Genomic DNA, 20,325 nt, shown 5'->3' on the forward strand with positions numbered 1-20,325 from the left:
CGATCATCGTGCTCGCCGAAATGATCGTTCGGCCTCGTGGTGCAACCAGTCGTTCCCGAGAGCACCCCATGACCTCCACCTACGACCACCTCCTCCACCTCTGCCGCGCCGGCGCCCCCCTGCTCCACATCGCCTCCTACGAGTGGGAGCGCGTGCGGGGCCACGTCATCGGCCTCGCCGGCGATCTCGGGCTGCCCATGCACGTGTGGAGCCAGTCGCGGGGCTTGCTGCGGTGCTCCGGAGAGGGTGAGCTCGAGGCGGAGGACGAAGAGGCCCGTGATCCCCTCGAGCTGCTGCGCAGCATCCACGCCGCCGAGGAGCCCGGCATCTGGTTGCTCGAGGACGTCCACCCCTTCCTCCACGAGACGCACCACGAGGTGCTGCGGTGGCTGCGAGAGCTCGCCCGGCTCCCGACCTCCCCCCGCAAGATCGTGGTGCTCTCCACCCCCACGCCGGGGCTACCGCTGGATCTCCGCAAGGAGGTCCCCACCCTCGAGCTCCCGCTCCCCGGGGTCGACGACCTGCGCGTGGTGCTCGAGCAGACGGCCACCGCGATGGGAGTACGGGCAACCGCCAACGAGGCCCTGCTCGACGCGGCGCGAGGACTGACGGTGATGGAGGCGAGCCTGGCCTTCGGCAAGGCCGCCGCCGCGCTCGGTCGTCTCGATCACGGCGCCGTGCCCCTGGTCGCGCACGAGAAGGAGCGGATCATCAAGCAGAGCGAGGTGCTCGAGTACTACCCCACCGACGCGAGCATGGCGGACGTGGGAGGCCTGGACCAGCTCAAGACCTGGCTCGAGCGCCGCGGCCGGGCGTTCGGGGCGGGTGCGCGGGACTTCGGCCTCGATGCGCCCAAGGGGGTGCTGCTGCTGGGCGTGCAGGGCTGCGGCAAGAGCCTGACCGCCAAGGCGATCGCCGCCACGTGGCAGTTCCCGCTGCTGCGCTTCGACATGGGCAAGGTGTTCGGGGGCATCGTCGGCCAGTCCGAGGCCAACATCCGCACGGCGCTGCACGTGGCCCAGGCGCTGGCGCCATGCGTGCTGTGGATCGACGAGATCGAGAAGGGCCTGGCCGGGATGGGCAGCTCGAGCGACACCGACGGCGGAACGGCGGCGCGCGTGGTGGGCACGCTGCTCACCTGGCTGCAGGAGAAGCGCGATCCGGTGTTCGTGGTCGCCACCGCCAACCGCATCGACATGCTCCCGCCCGAGCTGCTCCGCAAGGGACGCTTCGACGAGGTGTTCTTCGTGGACCTGCCCAGCCAGGCCGTGCGAGAGGAGATCCTGCGCATCCACCTCGCGAAGAAGAAGCGCACCCCCGCCGACTACGACATCGCCGACCTGGCCACGCGCGCGGTCGGCTACTCGGGGGCCGAGCTCGAGGAGGCGGTGCGTGAGGGACTTTGCGAGGCGTTCTCGGAGGGGTGCGAGCTCGCCGCGCGCCACATCGCGCGCGCGCTGGAGCAGACCTATCCGCTCTCACGCACGATGAGGGATCAGATCGAGGACCTCCGCGCATGGGCAAGGGTGCGGGCCCGCCTCGCGAGCGCGCAGACGCCCGAGCCCCTGCCCAAGGATGCGGAGGGTGCATCGCCCCCCCGCCTGCGCCAGGAGGCCACGCGCAATCCCTTCATCCCGAGGCAGAGCTCGTGAAGGCGCTGTTCTTCCACGCCGCGGCGGGACACCCCGCCGTCGCGCACGCGCTGATGAACCAGGCCGAGGCGACCCTGGGACCGTTCCAGCGGTATCTGAGACAAGCGATCCACACCGCCAAGGAGCGCCAGGTCCGGTATCAGCTGCCGTGGGAGCGCGTGCGAAACGTGGTGACGCTTCGGCTCGAGCCGATCGACACCGTGCTACGCGTGACCCGACGACCGCCCGGCATGGTGCTCGTCCCCTGGCCCGCCGAGGTCACTCCCGACCTCTCCAAGCCTGCGTTCGTGATCGACCGTAGCCTGCCCGTGGTGGTGGAGTCGGCACGAGCGACCTCCAACGGGCTGCTCGTGCACACCACCCCCGCTCTCGAGCCATCGGATCGGTTGATATGGTGCGGCTGCACGTGCACCGCCGAGCACGAGCCAGCTCCCCCTGCCCCGCGTACCATCGCCGATCCCGACGGACGAGCATTGACCCTGCGGGGCAGTCCCGAGGCCGACGCCGACCACGCCTGGCGGATCGTCATCGAGGGGCGCGTCGAGGCCAAGCGCTTGCTGGTCGACGGCGAGGAGGTCGAGGTGCTCCATGGACACCCGGGACCACGCAAGGTGATCGACGAGCGTGGTCGCTCGCTCGACGCCTCGGGCCTCCTCGTTCGCACCGAGGACCGACCCGCCGAGGGCCTGCTGCGCGGCGACGATGGCGTGCGCTACCGATGGTCCGCCGAGGGCGGTGCGAGCCGCCGCGGCTGGTGGATCCGGCTCCTTGCCCCCGAGACCGTCGAGTCCGATGAAGTCCTCGACCCACGCGTGGCGTTCTGCGAGGGCGACGTGCGCGAGGTCTGGACCCAGCCCAAGCATCGCGAGGACGCGGTCTTCAAGGTCTTGCGCGTGGACGCCGATCGCCACCAACTCCTGCTCGACCGCCTCCCGCCCGAAGGATCCACGCTCTACCTGCCGGTCGACGTGCGCAACCTCTACCTCCAGTGCCGCGCGCTCTACCAGCTTGCCCAGGCCCCCCTGCCTCATCACCAGGGCTTGCTGCGACCGTGCGAGGATCCCGACCACGTCCGCTGGCCCGCAGTGTCCCCGGTGGCGCTCTCGAGCGACGGCTGGCGCTCGCTCACCGATCTCACCCGCGACGGCACGTGCGAGCAGCGTCGCTTCGTGGAGAAGGCGCTCGGCTCGCCAGACTTCGCATTCCTCGAGGGCCCGCCGGGCTCCGGCAAGACCACGGCGATCTGCGAGCTCGTCCAGCAGCTGGTCGAGGGCGGCCAGCGCGTGCTGCTGTGTGCCTCCACCCACGTGGCCATCGACAACGTGCTCGAGCGCCTGCTCGGTGGGGATTGCCCCATCGACGCCGTTCGCATCGGTCGCCTCGCGCGCGTCGACGACCGCGTCCAGCAAGCCCAGCTCGACGTTCGGGTCGATGCCCTCGTGGAGCGCTGGCGCCGGATGCCGGCCATGCGTCAGTACGACGCCGAGCTGGCCGCGATGGCCGAACGCTCCATCATCATGACCGCCAACCTCACCTGTGGCACCACCATGGGCATCGTCAACCACCCGTTGTTCCGGGGGCGCGACGAGGATCTCCAGCGGTGGGAGCGGCCCATCACCACCATGCCCCACTGGGATGTGCTCATCGTGGACGAGGCGTCCAAGACGCTGATCCAGGAGTTCATGGTCCCGGCCCTGATGGCGAAGCGGTGGATCATCGTGGGCGACGTGCGACAGCTGCCGCCGTTCAGCGATCGCGCCGACCTCGTGGCCAACCTGCGCGACCTGGTCGATCCCAAGGACCGGCCGCTGTTTCCCCGCGATCACCAGCGCGCCTGCCTGCTGCTGTTCCACATGCTGCGCGGACGCGTGCGGCAGCCCGGGATGCGGTGGCTGGTGGTGGAGGCCCCCGGGGTGCTCGACGCGATCGAGCGCGAGCTCGAGGTCGAGCCCGAGGATGATCTGTTGGTGGCTCGCGTGGTCCCCCGAGCTCGGGCCCGCGGGGGGCCCGTGGAGCACATCGCTGTCGAGCAGCTGCGATCGGGGGATCCCGAGGCGCTGCACCTCGCCGCCGCCACCTGGGTCCTGGTGAGTGACGACCTGCTCCCCGAGGTGTCGGGCCTGCTTCCGTCCAACCTCCTGCTGACCCGCGAGCTTGCATCCGACTCGGGAGGGCTCGACGAAGGCAACGCGCTCCTCCTTCGCCAGGGGCACTGGCTGCCCCGGGCCGGGCGCTTGCCCACGCCCTACCGCGGCGAGCGGTCGCGTGGAGAGGTGACCACGTTCGCCGACTGCCAGCGTAGCGAGTCCGAGTGGCTCGCACGCCACGATCTCGCCAACGAGGTGGCCTGGAGGCTCACTCGGATCCACGAGCTTCGCCACGGTCGCGACCAACGCGAGCGCAAGCGCCTGCGCGAGGACCTCGGTAGGCTGATGCCCCGGGCCGTCGACATCTTCGAGCCGCTGGCCGAGATCGAGGACATCGGGCTGCCCAGCATCCTCGAGGTGCTGCAAGAGGGAATCGGGGAGGATCGAAGTCACCGCCCGAGCGCGCTGACCTGCGGCCTTCGGGCCGACCGACCCCATGACTTCGAGGCCCGCTTCGGGAGCTTGAGGTATCAGCACCGCATGCACCCGGAGATCTCGTCGTTCGCCCGCGAGATCATCTACGACGGGCGCGCGCTCGAGGACGCCAACACCATCGCGCAACGCGATGCCGGCATCGGCTGGAGCTTCGGCGAGCTCCCGGCCCGACGCGTGTGGTGGCACGTGCAAGGGCACGAGGACCAGGGCATCAATCGAGACGAGGTCCGCGTCGTGGAGGGGTTGGTCCGCGACTTCATCGCCTGGGCTCGACGCGTGGGACCACCCCAAGGCCGTCACCTTGCGCGCTGGGAGGTCGCGTGCCTGGCCTTCTACGTCAAGCAGGAGCGCGCGCTCTCTTCGATGCTCCAGCAGCTGACCAACGATTCCAGGGGCAGCACGCGCTTCGACGTCGACGACGCGCCGGTCGAGATCGTGTGTGGAACGGTCGATCGATTCCAGGGTCGCGAGGCCGATCTCGTGCTGCTGTCGATACGCAACACCCGCAGGATCGGGTTCCTCGACAGCCCCAACCGCTTGAACGTGGCCGTGACCCGCGCCCGCCAGCAGCTGGTGGTGGTGGGCAACGCAGACTACTTCGGCCAGTGCCATATCGCCGAGCTGAAGGAGCTCGTGCACCGCAGCCCTCGCATTCCGAGGATGAGGAACCGATGAGAGCCTTGCTGTCCACCACCGTACCCGTTCAGCGCTTCGCGGTCTTCGCCGAGATGGCCTGGCTCGAGCGGCGACCCGAGCTTGGCCTGGTGTGTAGGGCCGCCTGCGACCACGACGGTCGCCTCTCCCGGAACACGGTACAGGCGGTCCTACCCGGTCTGTCGGAGACGGGCGCCGACAACGTCGTGGGTTGGTGCAAGGTCCTGGGATTGTGTGACGCGAGCGGTGGTTTGAGCGCGCTGGGGGACGACGTTGGCCGCACCGACCAGGCCCCGGTGCCCGAGCAGGGGGTCTACGACCTCTGGCTCACGAAGCACCCCGTCCTCGGCAGGCGCCTGCTCTCGGCGCAGCGGCTGGCCTCCCGGCATGACCCGAGGTTCGAGGCCATCGAGCCCCTCGCCGTCGAGCCCGACCGAGGCGTCGTGTTCCGCTCGGTGCTCGACCCGCGGGAGCGGTTCATCGTTCGCGATCTTCCCTCCAATCACGGCCAGGTGGGCGTGCTCCCCCGCCCCACGAGAGCGAGCTGCGAGCTGCGCTGGTGCCTCGACTTCGAGAACGAGCGCGACCACTGGCAGCTCGAGGGACGGATCGAGTCCGGGGAGACGCTCGTGAAGATCCAGCACGAGCCCGAGCACGATGGTGTCGATCCCTGGGCCGTGATCGAGCAATGGGGCGAGGGCCCGCTGGCGCCATTCGGTCGCTGGGATCCCGCGACACGGCGGCTCTACGTCCCCTTCGAAAGGCTCGACGTCGACTCCCTCGAGCGCTTCGTCCTGACGTTGACGCTCGGCGCCGTCGAGGTTCCCGGCAAGGGGGGCTTTGGGCATGCGGTGCTGGAGGACGTGCCCGTCGGCCCCGCGACGGCGGCGGATGCCCAACGCTGGGCCATGACTCGACTGCAGCGTAGGCTCGCGCACGAGCCTCGGTACCGCAGCCGGAACGATGTCCGGGCCCTGTTCGTCGAGCTGTGCCAGGGGACGCCGCTCGAGCGTCACGGGCCCACCCTGCCCTCGCACGCGACGCTCATCGAGGGCGACCTGCACACGATGCGGCCCGAGGTGTTCTGGAACCTCGCCGCGCCCGTCGACCTGTCCCCGCATCACCTCGAAGCCGAGCAACTCGGAGAGCTTCGGGTCGGAGGTGTTCCGTGAGCGCGATCGTCCCCCTCGCCAAGACACACGTGGTCGAGCGCCACGACCAGCGCCTCGCGACCGCCTGGGTGCGAACGGAGCGGGCCCCCACCCCTGCTCTCGCCGGGCGATGGCTGACGCACGAGGGCGAGCCGACGCGCCGCTCGACCGAGCCCGATCCCGAGGGTCCGGTGCTGGTCATGCTCGGCTCGAGCAGCTCGCCCGCGATGGCCGAGTTCTTGGCCTACGGTCGATCCGGCGCCCGGGTGTACGTGCTCGCGCCCTCGTGGTGGGAGCCCACCGCGCCTGCACTGCGGGGCTGTCCCAAGGTGCTCGTCCGCCGGGTGGCCGAGGTTCCGGTGTCGGCGGTCCTCACCGTGCATGGAGCCCGGGTGTGGATGGGCTCGACCGTCGGTGGCCCGACGCCTTGGGCTCTGCGACTCGATGACGAGCAAGCCGCGGCGCTTCGGCAGCTCTTCCTGCGCGCGTTCTGGCACGACGCCATCGACGAAACGTGGACCGGGCCCAAGCCGCCACGCCTGCGGGCTGCGGCCACACGCCCCTTCGATGTACCGGATCCACCTGCACGCGCGGCGGTCCGCCTGGTCGACGCCAACACCATCCTCGAGGCATTCACCCGCGAGCAACACGTGCACCTCAATGGAGGGGAGCCTCCGACCACGCGGCTTCGGCGTCTGTGGATCCCACCCGGCGGCTCACACCATGCCCAGCTCGCCCACCTCGTCCGCGAAGGAGCGACGGTCGCATGGGACGAGCTGGGCCTGCCCGAGGTCGCGACCGACGGTCGCTCTGGGATCGTCCTGCTCCCCGGTGCTCGCCATCGCCTTCGCATCGAGCTGTCGCCACCTCAGGCCGCCGAGCTCGCGGCGCGGCTCGACGAGCCCGGGGCGTGGTCCTTTGGCCTCGACCTTCGCCTGGGTGACCACACCGCCGAAGGCACCACGCTCTGGATCGACGGGGCCGAGACCACCCGTGCAATCGAGCCACAGCAGGTGCTCGAGCTGCCCGACATCTCGGCCCCCGAGATCCGCGGTATGGACGCAGTCGTGCCGGCGCAGTGGCCCGCGGCTCACCCTCTGTCGCTGACGATTCACTACGGCTGGACGGTGCACCCGCCTCGAGTACCGACGAAGGCCAAGGAAGATCCCATGATCGAGCGATGGCGGCGAGTCGACGAGCACTGGGCATCGCGGGTGGCAGGGCTCGAGCAGCTGCTGACCGCGGCCGACGACCATCGCGGGCGTCTCGCGAGCATCTCATCCCGTCTGCTCGGCGCGGTCGCGGGTTTTGGGCGCGCACACGAGCAACTGCAGCGCGAGGTCGAGGCCCTGGCCGCCCAACGCCCGTCGGAGGCAGGACCTGCAGAGGCCAACGACCGACTACGTCGACTCGAGGAGCTCGAGGGCCAAGCAGGCCGTCTTCGTAGCGAGCAAGACGATGCCGAGCACGAAGCCCGCGTGGAGGACGAGCGGGCGCGACAAGAGACGGAGTGGACCGCTCGCGTCGCAAAGGCGCGTCGCGAGCTCCCGTCCAAGCGCAGCGAGCTCGACGAAGCCGAGGCCCGACGGGGCACGCTCGGTGCAGAGCTCGCCGACGTCGAGCAAGCACTGAACGCGACCGACGTGGGCAAACAGGCCCGCAAGGATCTCAGGGCCCGCCTCCGCAAGCTCGGCGACGACCTCGCGCGTCATGATCGTCGCATCAAGGGGCTGCACGATGCGCTGGACGAGTGTCGGCGACAGGTCGACGAGAAGTTCTCGTTCACGCCACCGACTCGATCCGGGCCCACGCCCAAGGGCCCCGGCGGCCGGTTCGTGCCCACCGCCACCACCGCGTCCACGGTCGCCGTGCCGGAGGAGGCCCTGCCGGAGGTGGGCAACCTGATGTGCCTGAAGGACCAGCGGTATCTGGTCATCGACACATGGGAGCACCTCGAGCTCGGCGAGCCGGCGGCACGGCGACTGAGCGCCCGGCTGGTTGCTTCGGAGGTCGCATGAAGGAACAGCACATCACCATCGAGATCGACCGCGACGGTCGGATCACCGCCGACGCCGAGGGATTTTCCGGGGACGCTTGCCTGCGGGACCTCGACCGCCTGCTCGAAGGGCTCGGAGCCGGGGTCGCAACCGTCGAGCGCAAGCCCGACACCCCCAACGATCGCGTGGCTCAACGGTCCACTCACGGCCTGGGAAGGAAGCGATGAGCGCCTACATCACCCTGATGACGCCAATGACGGACGAGGAGTGCCTGCTGGAAGCGCTGGCCGAGCTGGGATTCGATCGGAGCAAGGTCGAGGTCCACGCCACGCCGGTGCAGCTCGTCGGTTTCGCCGGGGACCGCCGCCAGCGGACCGCCAACCTCGTCATTCGTCGCCAACACGTCGGATCCATGTCCAACGACATTGGCTTCCTGGCCACCGCGACGGGCTATCACGCGATCGTGAGCGACTACGATCGAGCGCACCATGGGCAGGGGTGGCTCGCGCAGCTCGGTGCCCGCTACCAGGAGCACTGGAACGCCAAACGGGAGCGGCTCGCCGCCGAGGAACGGCGACGGCTGGAGGCCGAGCGCCAGCGCGTGGTCGAAGCACAACGAGCGGCGATCCACGAGCGCGCTCGCAAGCTCTTCTATCGGGTCGAGGAAACGCGTGACGGAGAGACCATCCGGCTCGCGCTCGTCAAGCGCACGTACTGACTGGACCGACCCCGTGCGACTCAACCTTGCCAACACACTCCGCAGGAGCGCGGCCAATGGTCCTGGCGAGCGCTTCGTGGTGTGGGTGCAGGGATGCCCCCTCGCGTGTCCGGGCTGCTGGAACCCGGACACGTGGAGCTTCGATCCGCGTCGGATGGTGGAGGTGAACGCGATGGCCGAGGAGATCCTCGCCGTGCAAGGCATCGAGGGCGTCACCTTCACCGGTGGTGAACCCTTCATTCAGGGGCGCGCGCTCGCGTCGCTCGGTCGGATCGTACAGGATGCTGGGCTGTCGGTGCTCGTGTTCACAGGGTTCGAGCGGGCGGAGCTCGTCGGTCACGCCCGGCAGGAGCTACTCGAGGTGACCGACGTGCTGGTGACGGGTCGCTACTCGCAAGCCCAGCGCACCACCGAGCAGCCTTGGCGTGGCTCGAGCAACCAGCAGGTGTGGTTCCTGACCGAGCGCTACTCGGCAAGCGACTTGGGCCACACCGCCACGGCCGAGGTGCACCTGGCGGCCGACGGCAGCGTGTTGCTGACCGGGTTTCCCCCGGATGCGCTGCGGGCCGGTGAGGCGACCTCGTGAGCCCCCACCTTGGATGGCCCAGGTAGACATGGGCTCACGAGACGCGCTCGTGAGCCCGTAGCCATCGGCACCTCAGGCGGTGGCCGGAACCAGCAGCGCCTCATCGAGACCAGCGACGTCACTACCCTCGCTGCCCTCGTTGCCCTCGTTGGCAGCAACCTCCCCGGGCTCGCTGCGCGTGCTCGAGGTGGTCGAGCCGCTGCGCAGGGTGGGCAACAGCGCGTGGGCCTTGCGCTTGCCGAGGGCGACGGTGGCGAGCACCTCGAGCTGGTCGTAGCGCTCGATCACCAGGTGGGCGAGCTGGTCGCGGAGGATGGCCTCGGGCGCTCGGTCGGCCCTGATCGGCGCGGCTCGACCGGGGCGGATGTTCTGGACCAGCGTGGTGCCCAGCTCGCGGATGCGGGCGAATGTCTGGCCGGGAAAGGGATGCTTGCTCGCCAGCACGCTGGCGTACTCGTCGAACAGGCCGGCCACCGCCACGAAGTCGCGTGCCATGTCGAGCTTGCCCGAGCCGGCCCGAATGGCGGCCACGCGCTCACGGGGCACGAGGTCGATGAGGGGGTGGGACACGACCTCGAGGAAGTCGAGCATCAGCGCTCGCCAGGGGGCGCCCTCGCCGAGCATCGTGTCGAGCTCTCGGCCGCTCACTCTGGCCACGGGCACCCGTGCGGCGGCGAAGTCGAGCGCCATCACCAGCGCCGGCAGCTCGAAGACCTCGCGCAGCGGCGGATCCCGCAGGGCCTCCACCACCTGCTCGAGGTGCGGCTCGACCACGGCGAGCGCGGCGAGCACGTTGCTGCGCAGCAGCAGGGGCGAAGCATTCAAGGGCAGCAGGCCGTCCTGGCTCACGGCCTCGGCGAGCGGACGAAAGTGGTCGAATGCAGCTTGTGGGGACTCGTCGGTGAATGCTCGAGCACGGGCCGCTTCGATGATCCGTGCAGGCGTTGGAGCATGAGTGGAACGACGAGCACTACGCTTGGGGTTGCGGGTCTTGGGGGACTTGGGGGCGGGCATTGGAGTTGGCAAGGTAGCGCTCGACACTCGATGGTCGAGCGGAAAACGACGAGAAAGCGTGGTGTCCCGATCGCGGACGAAGGAGTCGCTCGGTGATCGAACCGATGGGTTGGAACCGATGGGTTGGCGAGACGGTGGTGGGCAGGGCTCGCACTCCAGACCGTGCTCCGTGAACCGTGGGCAAGGGTGCTCCATCGTGCGTGGCAGGGCGCAGCACTCTGATCGGGCTGCGCAGGGGCGGTCGGACCGGCCTCGTGCTTGCGGATCAGGCTGCGCAGGGGCGGTCGGACCGGCCTCGCGCTTGCGGATCAGGCTGCGCAGGGGCGGTCGGACCGGCCTCGTGCTTGCGGATCAGGCTGCGCAGAGGCGGTCGGACCGGCCTCGTGCTTGCGGATCAGGCTGCGCAGAGGCGGTCGGACCGGGCTCGCGCTTGCGGATCAGGCTGCGCAGAGGCGGGGGGACCGGGCTCGCGCTTGCGGATCGGGCTGCGCAGGGGCGGGGGGACCGAAGGGCGGCCGTCGAAGACGTGCGATGGCTCGAGACGTGGGCGCGCCAATCACTGGCATGCGACCGATCGAGTGACGGTGGTGGCCGCCCCTCGTGCATCGACCGCGAGCAGCCGCAGCTCGTGGTCGGTGGTCATCGCGAGGATGGAGACATCCGGGTGCACGAGCACGTCGTCGACGTACCAGCGCACGTGGTCGAAGTCGTCGTCAGGGTCCGCCACGCTCGAGGTCAGCGGGAGCATCGTGGGGCATGGGACCGCAGCGGGCGTGGTGATCGCGGCGATCGGCGGCTCCCCGAGCACCGACTGCGTGGCGAGCTCGAATCGGATCGTCAGCGGGAGCACGTCGTCTCCGCAGGGGATCGGGACGCTGGCGTCGAGCTTGGCCGCAAACAGGCCGGCGTGGCCCGCGGTGAGCGTGACGAGTTCCTCGTTGACCCCACGGACGGTGTACGGAACGCCATCGACGGTGAGATCGGCCTGCAGCAGCAGCGCGCCCGTCGGGAATGCCTTGGTGTAGGAATTCGCGTCGGCGATTGCCATCGCGGGCTGTAGCAGCTGCACGTCGAGGTCTCCGACGTTCAGCAACAGCGGGGAGCCGTCCGGGCAGGTGTCGGCGATCGTTGCCTGGTTCGTGCTCGTGAGGAACAGCGAGCCCAGGTAGAACGGGCAGGTGGTGCCGGTCTCGCCGTCGGGGCAAACGGAGTAGCCGAGCTCGCCGCTCAGGCTCATCGAGGTGCTCGCGTTGGGCGTGATGAATTCGATCCGGCTCCCGTCTTCGTCGCCGCCGAGTTCGATCAGGTGCTCCTCTCCACGGTGCAGGGGCTGGCGCGCTTCGGTGGTGCGCTTGGCCCTTGCCGCGCAGACTGCCTCGTCGAAGACCTCGCAGCAGTCGCCCTCGAGGTCGCAGGCGAGCGCTTGACCGGGGAAGATGCCGTGGCCGTCGGCCCGCGAGTCGGGGATTCGCTGGGTCGGACCGATCGCCGAGGTGAGACGCAGGGACGGAGTCGAGAACGCACCCGGTGCGGTACAGTTCGCATGCACGTCGCGATCGTCGGACCACTCGAGGTCGCATGCCTCGACACAGGCCTGCGTGATGAGATCGAGTTCCTTGGTGGTTGGGTGGTTCGGGTCGAGCACCCAGCCCTTCGGTGCGTGGACGACCCAGCCCGCGAAGGAGTCTCCGGGAGGGCCGTGAACGGTGGGCACGACGACGGGGGAGATGGTGGTCGACCCACAGCTCCCTTTGTGGGGCTCGACCATGCACGACTTCTCGACGGGGGTGAGCCCGGCGGTCGCGGGGCAGTTCCACGCCGTGTCCCGGTAGCTGGGCGCGACGAGGCCCATGCTCGAGGGATCCCGGGTGAATTCGATCGTGTCGACGAGTACGTGCTGCGCCTGATCCGACGAGAACCGCAGCCGGATGGCACCGAGATCCTCGATGGCGATCGGCGCGAAGCGGGTCAGCGGAATGCGGATCGTCTGCATGAAGTGGTGCGCACGACAGTTCATGTCGCCCTGGTAGATCGTCTGCTCGTCGTGTGGTTCGAGGATCGGCTCGGTGATCACCGTGCTCGCCTGCCCCACTCCGCTGGAATCCACGAGATCGATCGCGAACGAGAGCGCCGCGTGCTCGGTCTTGCACTCCTCCGAGTCGAGGTTCTCGTAGATCCGGCCCGCTCTCAGGCTCAGGTGCGTGAAGCCGCCAATGCCCGCAAGCGGTGCGCCGTCGTCCTCGAGCGACCACTCGACCACCAGCTCGTCCATGGGGTTGCCGCCATAGTCGACGCGAAGGGCCGCGGTGTCGTGCGAGAAGTAGCTGCTGTCCGAGAGGTCATCGTAGAGCGCCGCGCCGAAGTTGGTGCAGGCGTTGCCCCCCGAGCCGGACACGGCCACTGCTCCGCCCAGGGTCGAGGCTCCCAGGTTGGGGCCGCACCCGAAGATCGGGCGGTGGAGATTGTCGATCATGAACCGGTCCGCGCCCGGCGGCGCATGGCCTTGCGTGTAGTCGATGAACGTCAGAGGTCGCTGCTGTACGAGGTCGTGGAAGTCGACGAGGGGGCCCTGCCAGTCGACGCTCGTCAGCGCGCAGTGGAAGCCATCCGTAGGGTTGCCGCCCTCGGAAGGCAGATCGGCGGAGCGGAGGATCTCCTCCCGCGCGGTGGCGTCCTGGAATACCGTCCATGCCGCGAATCGCCCCACGAAGAACGGGCCGAGGACGTCGCCGATCGCCCGTCCGTAGTGCGAGCCGACTGTCCTGGTCACGCCACCCCAGTCGGTGTGGGTGACGCCGAACACGTTGGCGAGCACGGCGTCGTTCTCCGCTGCGGCCGCGGGATCCTGGGGTGAGCTGAACGCATCGTCGGAGAGGCGGTTGTCGTAGGCGGCGACTTGATCGCCGAGCGTGTCGTCGTCGATCGACCCGAGCAGCCCGAGGAACGGCGGGGCGCTCACGTCCGTGATGGGCCCGACGTCGGTGGGGTCTCCGGCGCCAGCCATGGTGCCGTCACCGTACCGCTGTGCGATCGCGGCATGGCTGCACAGCTCGTACTCGCCGATGGTGGTCGACAGCGACGCCGCGTAGGAGTCGAACGACGCGGGCAGCAGGTACGCCCCCGAGCCGCTGCGGCTGTGGCCGACCACGAACGTGCTGTGCGCGAGCCGTGGAGGATCATCGTCGTCCCCCGACCAGGGGTTGGTCGCGTTGGGATCCCGTGCCCAGTGCATCGCACACGCCAGGGCCTTCTCTCGCTTCTCCGAGCTCCAGTTCGAATTGTTGGGAGGCTGGATGCTGAACACCACCATGCCCCGGCGAGCCAGATCCTCCGCGAGTGTGTCATAGAAATGCTGACCGGGAGACAGCGGCGGCATCGCCCCCAGCGCGATGGATCTCAACCCATTGCCAGGCCCGAAGAACGCGCTGGGGAACCCGATGTCGCTCGGCGGCCACGAGTCGGGCGGGTTGTCGTGGGTGTTCTGCGGGTTGCACTCGTCGGGCGGGGCGCCGACCAGCGGCGCGGGGTGGTGGACGACGATCTCGAAGTCGTCGGGCTCCATGAGGCCATTGAGCTTGGGACCCACGCCTACCTGCCATAACAGGCCCACTGGTCCGCAGTCTTCTTCTACGATGATCGGATAGCGTGACGCCTCGAAGTGAGCGTCATAGACGCCGTACATTCCGGCCATCTGGCATGGAACTTCGGCCTGCGGAAACCCACCAGTCTCGTCAGCCCCCGCGGTCTCATCCAGTGCGCCGGAATCCTCGAAGGCGCTCGTAGAACCACCACCGTCGGCCGCGGAGGTCGAGTGGTTGCCTGGTGCGTCGAGATCGCCACCATGGCATGCGAAGACCAACCCGAGCGTGACCGTCAGCAAGGGCAGGAGACATCTTCCGTTGCTCATGCTGCTCTGCATGCTCTTCATCACCCTCCTCGCCGGGCACGCCGAAGCCTCCCACACACGTCACCAATGACGCGTACGCATACCCGCTTCACTTGGCGGTCTACGACCTACGGAACGGAGAGCAAGGCGATCCCATCTCGAGGTTTGGCTTCACTTTCGGGATCCTTGAAGAGGATGTCCGTCAGCCCATCCCCATTGAGATCGGCCACGGCGTACCAGTACAACTCATCCGAACCATCGATGGGACGAAGTCGTGCGGGATCCGGCACCGGCTCGAGTGGGGCGACGAAGTAATTGCCGTCGATCCACACGAACAGGTCCGGCCGGCCGTCTCCGTCGAAGTCGGCGACGTCGATGAGGGAATAGTTCGTCCCCTCGGGTGCCTCGTACACCACCGGCTCCTCGAACGTTCCATCACCGTTCCCACGGATGAACGATACCCCTCGATAGACATCGAAGATCAAGTCGAGGTTCCCATCCTCATCGAAGTCGACCCGATACATGCCCATGGCGTGCGTCCCTCCGGCCGGGAACGAGCCCACGTACTCGACCGTCCGCAGACTCGGGCGCGTCAGGAACACATAGAAGCGCCACCACTGCGGGTCGTAGTCTGCGCTATACGGATCGCAGACGTCCCCGAATTCTCGAACCACGAAGTCGTCCACGCCGTCTCCGTCGAAGTCGCCGAACAGCGACTCCCCGAAGCTCTGGCACCCGGACAGCTCGATCGGCCCCTCGACCCCTTGCCAGCCATCCCCCTCCCGCTCGAAGATCCACCCCCCGCGGACCTCCCCGGGCATCCACATCGTCGCCACCAGCTTCTCGAGCTCGCCGTCGCCGTCTCCATCGATCGGCACGGGGAACCCACTGGCCAGCCAGTAATCGTCTCCGTACCACGTGTCTCCAAGGTACACGATCGGCGCAAGCGTACCTCCGAGGTTCTCATGGAAGGCCACGAATCCAGGACCCCCTTGGATGAGGAGGTCCGGGTCCCCGTCCGCATCGAGATCCCGAGCGGCGCTGGCCAACCCGAGATCGCCGACTCCCGGCTCGGTCTGCCAGCGCTTGACGAACTTCCCGTCCTCGTACGCGATCGACATCATGTCCGCGAACGGGTCATCGATCGGCTTGGCGAGCATGAGCAGCTCGTCGCGGTCATCCTGGTCGAGGTCGGTGATCACGATGTCCGAGGCCGACAGCACCCCGATGTCGAGGTCGGCCCACACGACGCGCTGCTTCGCGTAGCAGAGCTGCTCCGGATCGACGATCCCATCCCCGCACCCCTCGGGCAGCGGCTCACCCACGTCCGGTGGCACATCCTCGCTGTCACTCGCCGAGGTCGAGCTCGGCGAGGGTGGTGGCAGCACCGAGGACCCGAGCGCGACTTCGTCATCGGCCCCGCATGCGCTCGCGCCGAGCGCCCCTACCAACGCCGCGAGCGCCAGCTCGCTGCGCGTCGGCTTCCTGCGGCTGCCCGGCGCCTGCATGGAACCCATTGTTGCCCACCACCCAGGGGTGGCAACCCATGCAATTCGGAACACGTGTTCGAATTTCGGGCCGCATCGTGAGCGAGGCGGAAGGCTACGGCCGGCCACTGCTCGAGCGCTGTCGGAGCGCTGGACGCCGTAGCGCCGGCCGCGGCGAGTCGCCGAACCCTGATTCAGTGGTGTCGGTTGGCGGCGTCCGTGCGCGAGCGAAGGCTGTCGGTCGTGGAGGTTCCACGAACGATCGTGATGGTCGCAGCCGTCGCCGCGTGCGCCGGGTGCAAGCTCTTGGACGATGACGAGCCTCCACTGCCGATGGGAACGGGGGGTGAGGAGTCGTGCTCGGACGCCATAGCGGTGCTCAATGCCTGCGAGCCTCCGTACCAATGGTGGTTCGGCTACGAGGGAGGCAGCGGGCAGCTCGTGCTCGTCGATGATCGATGAACGCGGCGAGCAAGCTGAGCGCCGGGAGCTTCGTGGTCACGCTCGAGCGAGCCGGCGAGCCCATCGACGTGAAGGCGGTGATCCAGTGAGGACCGCAGCCATCGTGCTCGTGCTCGCCGGGTGCGCCGTCGATGGCGAGCAGCCCGAGCCCAGCCCGACCGAGGAAGCCGAGGAGGAGTGCAGCCGCGGCGTGGAGATGATCGAGACGCTCTGCCCGTGGGCGTGGAGCATCAGCACCGGGTCCGACTCCGTGCCCGATGACCCCCACCTCGTGGAGTTGGAGGACGTCGCCGAGCCAGTGTGCAACGGCATGGGCCTCTTCGCCGAGCCGGACGACTTCGGCGACGCACCCTTGGGCCCCCGGGTGACGATCGTTCGCAACTCCCACTGCGCGATCGTGTGCTACCCGCAGTGCGGGTTCACGAATGCCTGCTATGCGAAGAACCCCAGCGGCCAAGCCTGCGGGCACGCATGCGCGCCGATGGACGACATGAGCGAGGCTGAGTGCGAGGCGTTCGTGGCCGAGTGCATCGGCGACCCCGCCGCGTGCGAGTGAAAGAGCGGGCACGCCGGGCCGGGGGGGAGGGATGGAGGTGGCCCGACGCGCCGATGAAGGGCAACACGATGCTGGCCATCACGGGCACGGCTTGTCGGGCTCGACCGCGACGTACGGCTCGCCGTCGAACGACAGCACCTCACCGAGGAAGTGGTACTCCACGAGCGCGTAGACGAGCCCCGCGCGGGCCAGCTCGGGTGCACAGCAGCGCCAGTCACAGGCAGAGGGGCTGTGGTCGAAGCCTTCGATGTGGACCCACGCCCCCGGCCCGGGATCGCATGCCGGCACCTCGGGGTCGTGGGCATGATCTTCGCGAGGGTCGAGGCCCTCGAGCGTGGCCTGCAATTCGTCGTGGGCCCGGTCGGTCAGAGTGCCGCACTCACGGCGCTCGCCCTGCTCTTCGACGAGCACGACGTCGACGCGACGATCGATCCGGTAGAGTCGAAAGTAGGGTGCTCGTACTCCAGCGCGCCGGGAGGGTCGGGCTCGGCGGGAGGGTCGGGCTCGCATGCCACCAACGAGAGGGACGCGACGAGCAACGCAAGACGAGGAACGAGCATGGGTCCAGCTCCCTCGTAGCAGTCACGGGCACGGCTGGTCGGGATCGATGGCAACGTAGGGCTCGCCGTCGATCTCGAGCACTCGCCCGTCCGAGAAGTAGGTCTCGACGAGCATGTAGATCACGGCGGCACGGCCCAATCCTCGTGGGCAGCACTGGAAGTCACACGAGAAGGGGCTGTGCACCATGCCCTCCACGTGGACCCACGCACCAGGCTCCCAGGTGCAGTCGTCGATCTGGGGGTCGTAGCCATAGTCGACACTGGGATCGAGGGCGGCGAGCGTCTCCTCGAGCTCGGCGTGGGCGGGCTCGGTCAGGATCCCACACGCGCGGCTCTCGGTGTCTCCGCGCACGAGCACGGCGTCGATGCGCCGGTCACGACGGTAGAGGCGGGCGTAGGCGTGCTCGTACTCCAGCACGCCCGGCGGCTCGGGGTCGTCGGGGACCTGGGATTCGCAGGCCACGGCGAGCAGCGCGAACAACGACGGGAGAACCGGTCTGGTCATGAGCCCATGTCCGTTGTAGCAGCGTCGAGTGGTGCGATGGGTGCTCGAGGTGGGCATGGTCAAAATCCCCAGTGCATGCCGACCGGTGCAGCGTTCGGTGGAGTCTGCGCGGTGTCACCGCAGTCGAAATCGCGCTCGCCCGGCAGGCAGCGCCACACGTGGAGTTCGTCCTCCACCGCGTCGAACCACGCGATGTCGTGGCAGCCGTCGGCGTCGAAGTCGCCCACGTAGGGGCTGTAGTCGCCCTCGAGCACGAAGGTCTCCGTCTGGTGCCCACCGCTGGCGTCGAAGTACCAGATGAAGCTCGGACCGGTGGTGAACGCCGATGCGCCCTCGGCCGTCATGCCCCAGCTTCGGTGCCAGAAGACGTCGTCGATGCCGTCGCCGTCGAAGTCCCCCACGAACGGTCGATGGCTGCGTCCGACCGACTTGGGGACCGTGGCAAACGCGAGCTGGTCGGCGGTGCTCCGCGACAGCCACAGCACGTCCTCGATCTCCTGGAAGCCCGCGGCTTGGTTCGATACCCCTTGCCACATGATGTCGGCTCGGCCATCGCCATCGAAGTCACCTACGGCGGGGATGTGCTCGCCGGGCACGAGGCCCAGCTCGCCCTGGTCGATCCTCGCGGTCTCGACGAGCTCGAGCAACCCGCCGCCCAGACGCCACGTGATGACTCTGCCCGCTACGGGGTCGAGCCAGAGGATGTCATCGGGAACCGTAGTGCCGCGATAGGGTGCAGCCAATGGGTAAGCGAATGCAGTCTGCTGGGGAACGTCGGTGACGAGCGAGATCACGTCGGCGTCGGTCGAGAGAGCAACGCTGGTTTCGGTCCCGGGTCGATAGAGGTACACCACGTCGCGCCCGAGGTCGGAGCCGTCGAAGTGACCGACCACCGGGACCGCAAAGCCGTCGTGCGACCAGGGAACGGCGGTCGCGGTCCCGTTCGAGTTGAATGCCACGAGGTCGTCCACGTCCGGGCCGGGGCCGTAGAACAACAGCGAAAGGCTGTTGGGGGCGCCAAGGCGCAGCGGGATGACCACTTCGCTCTCGTTGGGATACCAGCCGCCGGATGGCGTGGTATTGGGCGACGAGTACGGGAATGGCTCCACCACGAACGACAGGACTCCACCGACCACTTCCGGGCGCCACAGGATTCCCTCGGTCGAGCCCTCGGAGTGCCAGAGGATCTCGGCTCCGCCGCCGATCACCCCACCGTAGCGGTAGCCCATGGTCGGCACACGCGTCTCGAACCGTGATCGAGGTGTGTGGTGCAGGAAGAACGCCGAGAGCCGATCGCGATGCGTGAGGACCGCAGCATCGTCGGAGAAGGCGCTGCAGTCGGGGGTGGTCATGATCGACTGGGCATCGACGGGCGTCAGCAGGCGGGGATCCGCGGTGTGGCAATCGTCGTCGTCGAGATCGGGCATGCTGACTTCTTCGTGGACGAAGCCCATCACGTGACCGAGTTCGTGACGGAGCACGAGGCTCAGGGGCGACGCGTCGACCCCCCATAGCAGCGCAATGTTGAGCGCAACGGCGCGAGTCAGGATGCCACCGCCCAGGGGCTCCAAGGCAGGATCCGCCCACGCCTGCGGGACCGGATTGGTAAGCGCCTGCGTCTGGCCGAAGTCATGGAAGAAGACACCGAAGTAGGACTTGGTACCCGGTGCACAATCGGGCCTGAGGATCACCGTGCCATCCAACTGCAGAGTTGGGTGTGGCAAGGTATCGGGAGTATCATCGTCGACGATGTGCACGAAGTTCGCCCCCGTGACACGCTCCCACTCGGAGGTCGTGTCGACGAGCGAACGGATGGCCGTGTGATAGTTCTCCAGGAGTTCCGCGTCATCACCAGGCACGGCGGTGATGCAGTATGAGAGCTCGAGCTTGCGAGACTCGCCCCAGCGCTCGTGGACGTGGGGGCCCTGAGTGGTGGCACCGGAGGGACGGCCTTCGGCAGTGAGGGAGATCGAGGTAGATGCATTGGCGACGGTCTCATCGGGAATCGAGGGATCCGCACGCAGAGTCACCACGCGGGTGATGGTCGCCGGCTGAGCTCGCGCCTCGAGGTCGTCGGGAGACCATCCGGGCGGGGCGCCGACCTGCTGGACGCAGCTCGGTCCGCCCGGGCCTGGTTCCTCGTCGTCGGGCATTTGGTCGCCACCCGTCCCCGATCCCACGATTCCGTCGTCCGAGCCACATGCGGCCGTGACGAAGAAGGCTGCCAGGACGACGGTTCCACCCGCAACGACACCACTACGACCAGCACGCATCGCCGTACGGCACACCGACGCATCGAAGAGTGAGCCCACCATCGCCGTCGGGCATCGTCGCGTACGAAGGCATGAGGTACAAGCGACTGGGGGAGAACGGCGTTCGGACCGTTCGTTCGGCGTTCATGAGTCGGACGTTCTCTTTGGATCACGGGGGTTCAGAGCATGACCCGAACGGTCCATGAGCGAGAGCGAGCGATGGCAGGACCAATTCCGCAGGGAGAACCGCGCATGAAAGTTCG

General features: G+C 68.3%; 15 protein-coding genes. 9 read left to right on the forward strand and 6 right to left on the reverse strand.

Going from position 1 to position 20,325, the window contains the following annotated elements; translation table 11 throughout:
• Positions 1–68: 68 nt before the first annotated feature.
• The 7 genes from OEB96_RS17915 to OEB96_RS17945 are packed head-to-tail and all read left to right on the forward strand — an operon-like array spanning position 69 to position 9,340.
• Positions 69–1,652: an AAA family ATPase gene (locus tag OEB96_RS17915; protein WP_266217248.1), complete on the forward strand. Its 1,584-nt coding sequence runs from the start codon at positions 69–71 to the stop codon at positions 1,650–1,652.
• Positions 1,649–4,909 carry an AAA domain-containing protein gene (locus tag OEB96_RS17920; RefSeq protein WP_266217249.1) on the forward strand — a complete coding sequence of 1,087 codons (3,261 nt, stop codon included), beginning with the start codon at positions 1,649–1,651 and terminating at the stop codon, positions 4,907–4,909. Before OEB96_RS17915 ends, OEB96_RS17920 begins: the two co-directional genes overlap by 4 nt.
• Positions 4,906–6,060, forward strand: coding sequence for a hypothetical protein (locus tag OEB96_RS17925; protein ID WP_266217251.1), 1,155 nt, complete (start codon positions 4,906–4,908; stop codon positions 6,058–6,060). Before OEB96_RS17920 ends, OEB96_RS17925 begins: the two co-directional genes overlap by 4 nt.
• Positions 6,057–8,057 carry a hypothetical protein gene (locus OEB96_RS17930; protein ID WP_266217253.1) on the forward strand — a complete coding sequence of 667 codons (2,001 nt, stop codon included), beginning with the start codon at positions 6,057–6,059 and terminating at the stop codon, positions 8,055–8,057. Before OEB96_RS17925 ends, OEB96_RS17930 begins: the two co-directional genes overlap by 4 nt.
• Entirely contained in the window at positions 8,054–8,263 is a 210-nt protein-coding gene (locus OEB96_RS17935; RefSeq protein WP_266217254.1) for a DUF2997 domain-containing protein, read from the forward strand. The genes OEB96_RS17930 and OEB96_RS17935 overlap by 4 nt, the downstream gene beginning before the upstream one ends.
• A complete protein-coding gene (locus OEB96_RS17940; protein WP_266217256.1) occupies positions 8,260–8,754 on the forward strand; it encodes a DUF1257 domain-containing protein in 495 nt (164 codons plus the stop codon). Before OEB96_RS17935 ends, OEB96_RS17940 begins: the two co-directional genes overlap by 4 nt.
• Positions 8,755–8,767: 13 nt before the next feature.
• The gene (locus tag OEB96_RS17945; RefSeq protein WP_266217258.1) at positions 8,768–9,340 is read left to right on the forward strand and encodes a 4Fe-4S single cluster domain-containing protein; all 573 of its coding nucleotides are present in this window, start codon (positions 8,768–8,770) and stop codon (positions 9,338–9,340) included.
• A 72-nt stretch (positions 9,341–9,412) separates the two neighbouring features.
• Here the strand turns inward: OEB96_RS17945 and OEB96_RS17950 are convergent, their stop codons facing one another.
• The 3 genes from OEB96_RS17950 to OEB96_RS17960 all read right to left on the reverse strand — a co-directional run bounded on the left by OEB96_RS17950 (position 9,413) and on the right by OEB96_RS17960 (position 15,748).
• Complete coding sequence (locus OEB96_RS17950) at positions 9,413–10,354, reverse strand: hypothetical protein (protein WP_266217259.1); 942 nt, start codon at positions 10,352–10,354, stop codon at positions 9,413–9,415.
• A 556-nt stretch (positions 10,355–10,910) separates the two neighbouring features.
• Positions 10,911–14,261, reverse strand: coding sequence for a hypothetical protein (locus OEB96_RS17955; protein ID WP_266217261.1), 3,351 nt, complete (start codon positions 14,259–14,261; stop codon positions 10,911–10,913).
• Between the two features lie 107 nt (positions 14,262–14,368).
• Entirely contained in the window at positions 14,369–15,748 is a 1,380-nt protein-coding gene (locus tag OEB96_RS17960; RefSeq protein WP_266217263.1) for an FG-GAP repeat domain-containing protein, read from the reverse strand.
• Between the two features lie 222 nt (positions 15,749–15,970).
• Here OEB96_RS17960 and OEB96_RS17965 point away from each other — a divergent pair, with 222 nt between their 5' ends.
• Both OEB96_RS17965 and OEB96_RS17970 read left to right on the forward strand, forming a co-directional pair.
• Entirely contained in the window at positions 15,971–16,189 is a 219-nt protein-coding gene (locus OEB96_RS17965) for a hypothetical protein (RefSeq protein ID WP_266217265.1), read from the forward strand.
• Positions 16,190–16,274: 85 nt separating this feature from the next.
• Entirely contained in the window at positions 16,275–16,745 is a 471-nt protein-coding gene (locus tag OEB96_RS17970) for a hypothetical protein (protein ID WP_266217267.1), read from the forward strand.
• 78 nt (positions 16,746–16,823) lie between these two features.
• On the opposite strand, the gene OEB96_RS17975 is transcribed toward OEB96_RS17970, so the two are convergent.
• The 3 genes from OEB96_RS17975 to OEB96_RS17985 form a co-directional block, all read right to left on the reverse strand.
• Complete coding sequence (locus OEB96_RS17975; RefSeq protein ID WP_266217268.1) at positions 16,824–17,156, reverse strand: hypothetical protein; 333 nt, start codon at positions 17,154–17,156, stop codon at positions 16,824–16,826.
• Between the two features lie 171 nt (positions 17,157–17,327).
• Positions 17,328–17,810, reverse strand: coding sequence for a hypothetical protein (locus OEB96_RS17980; RefSeq protein WP_266217270.1), 483 nt, complete (start codon positions 17,808–17,810; stop codon positions 17,328–17,330).
• A 59-nt stretch (positions 17,811–17,869) separates the two neighbouring features.
• Positions 17,870–19,963, reverse strand: coding sequence for a hypothetical protein (locus tag OEB96_RS17985; protein WP_266217272.1), 2,094 nt, complete (start codon positions 19,961–19,963; stop codon positions 17,870–17,872).
• Positions 19,964–20,325 lie beyond the last annotated feature (362 nt).

The sequence above is a fragment of the Paraliomyxa miuraensis genome (assembly GCF_026337845.1).
Classification (GTDB): domain Bacteria; phylum Myxococcota_A; class Polyangia; order Nannocystales; family Nannocystaceae; genus Paraliomyxa; species Paraliomyxa miuraensis.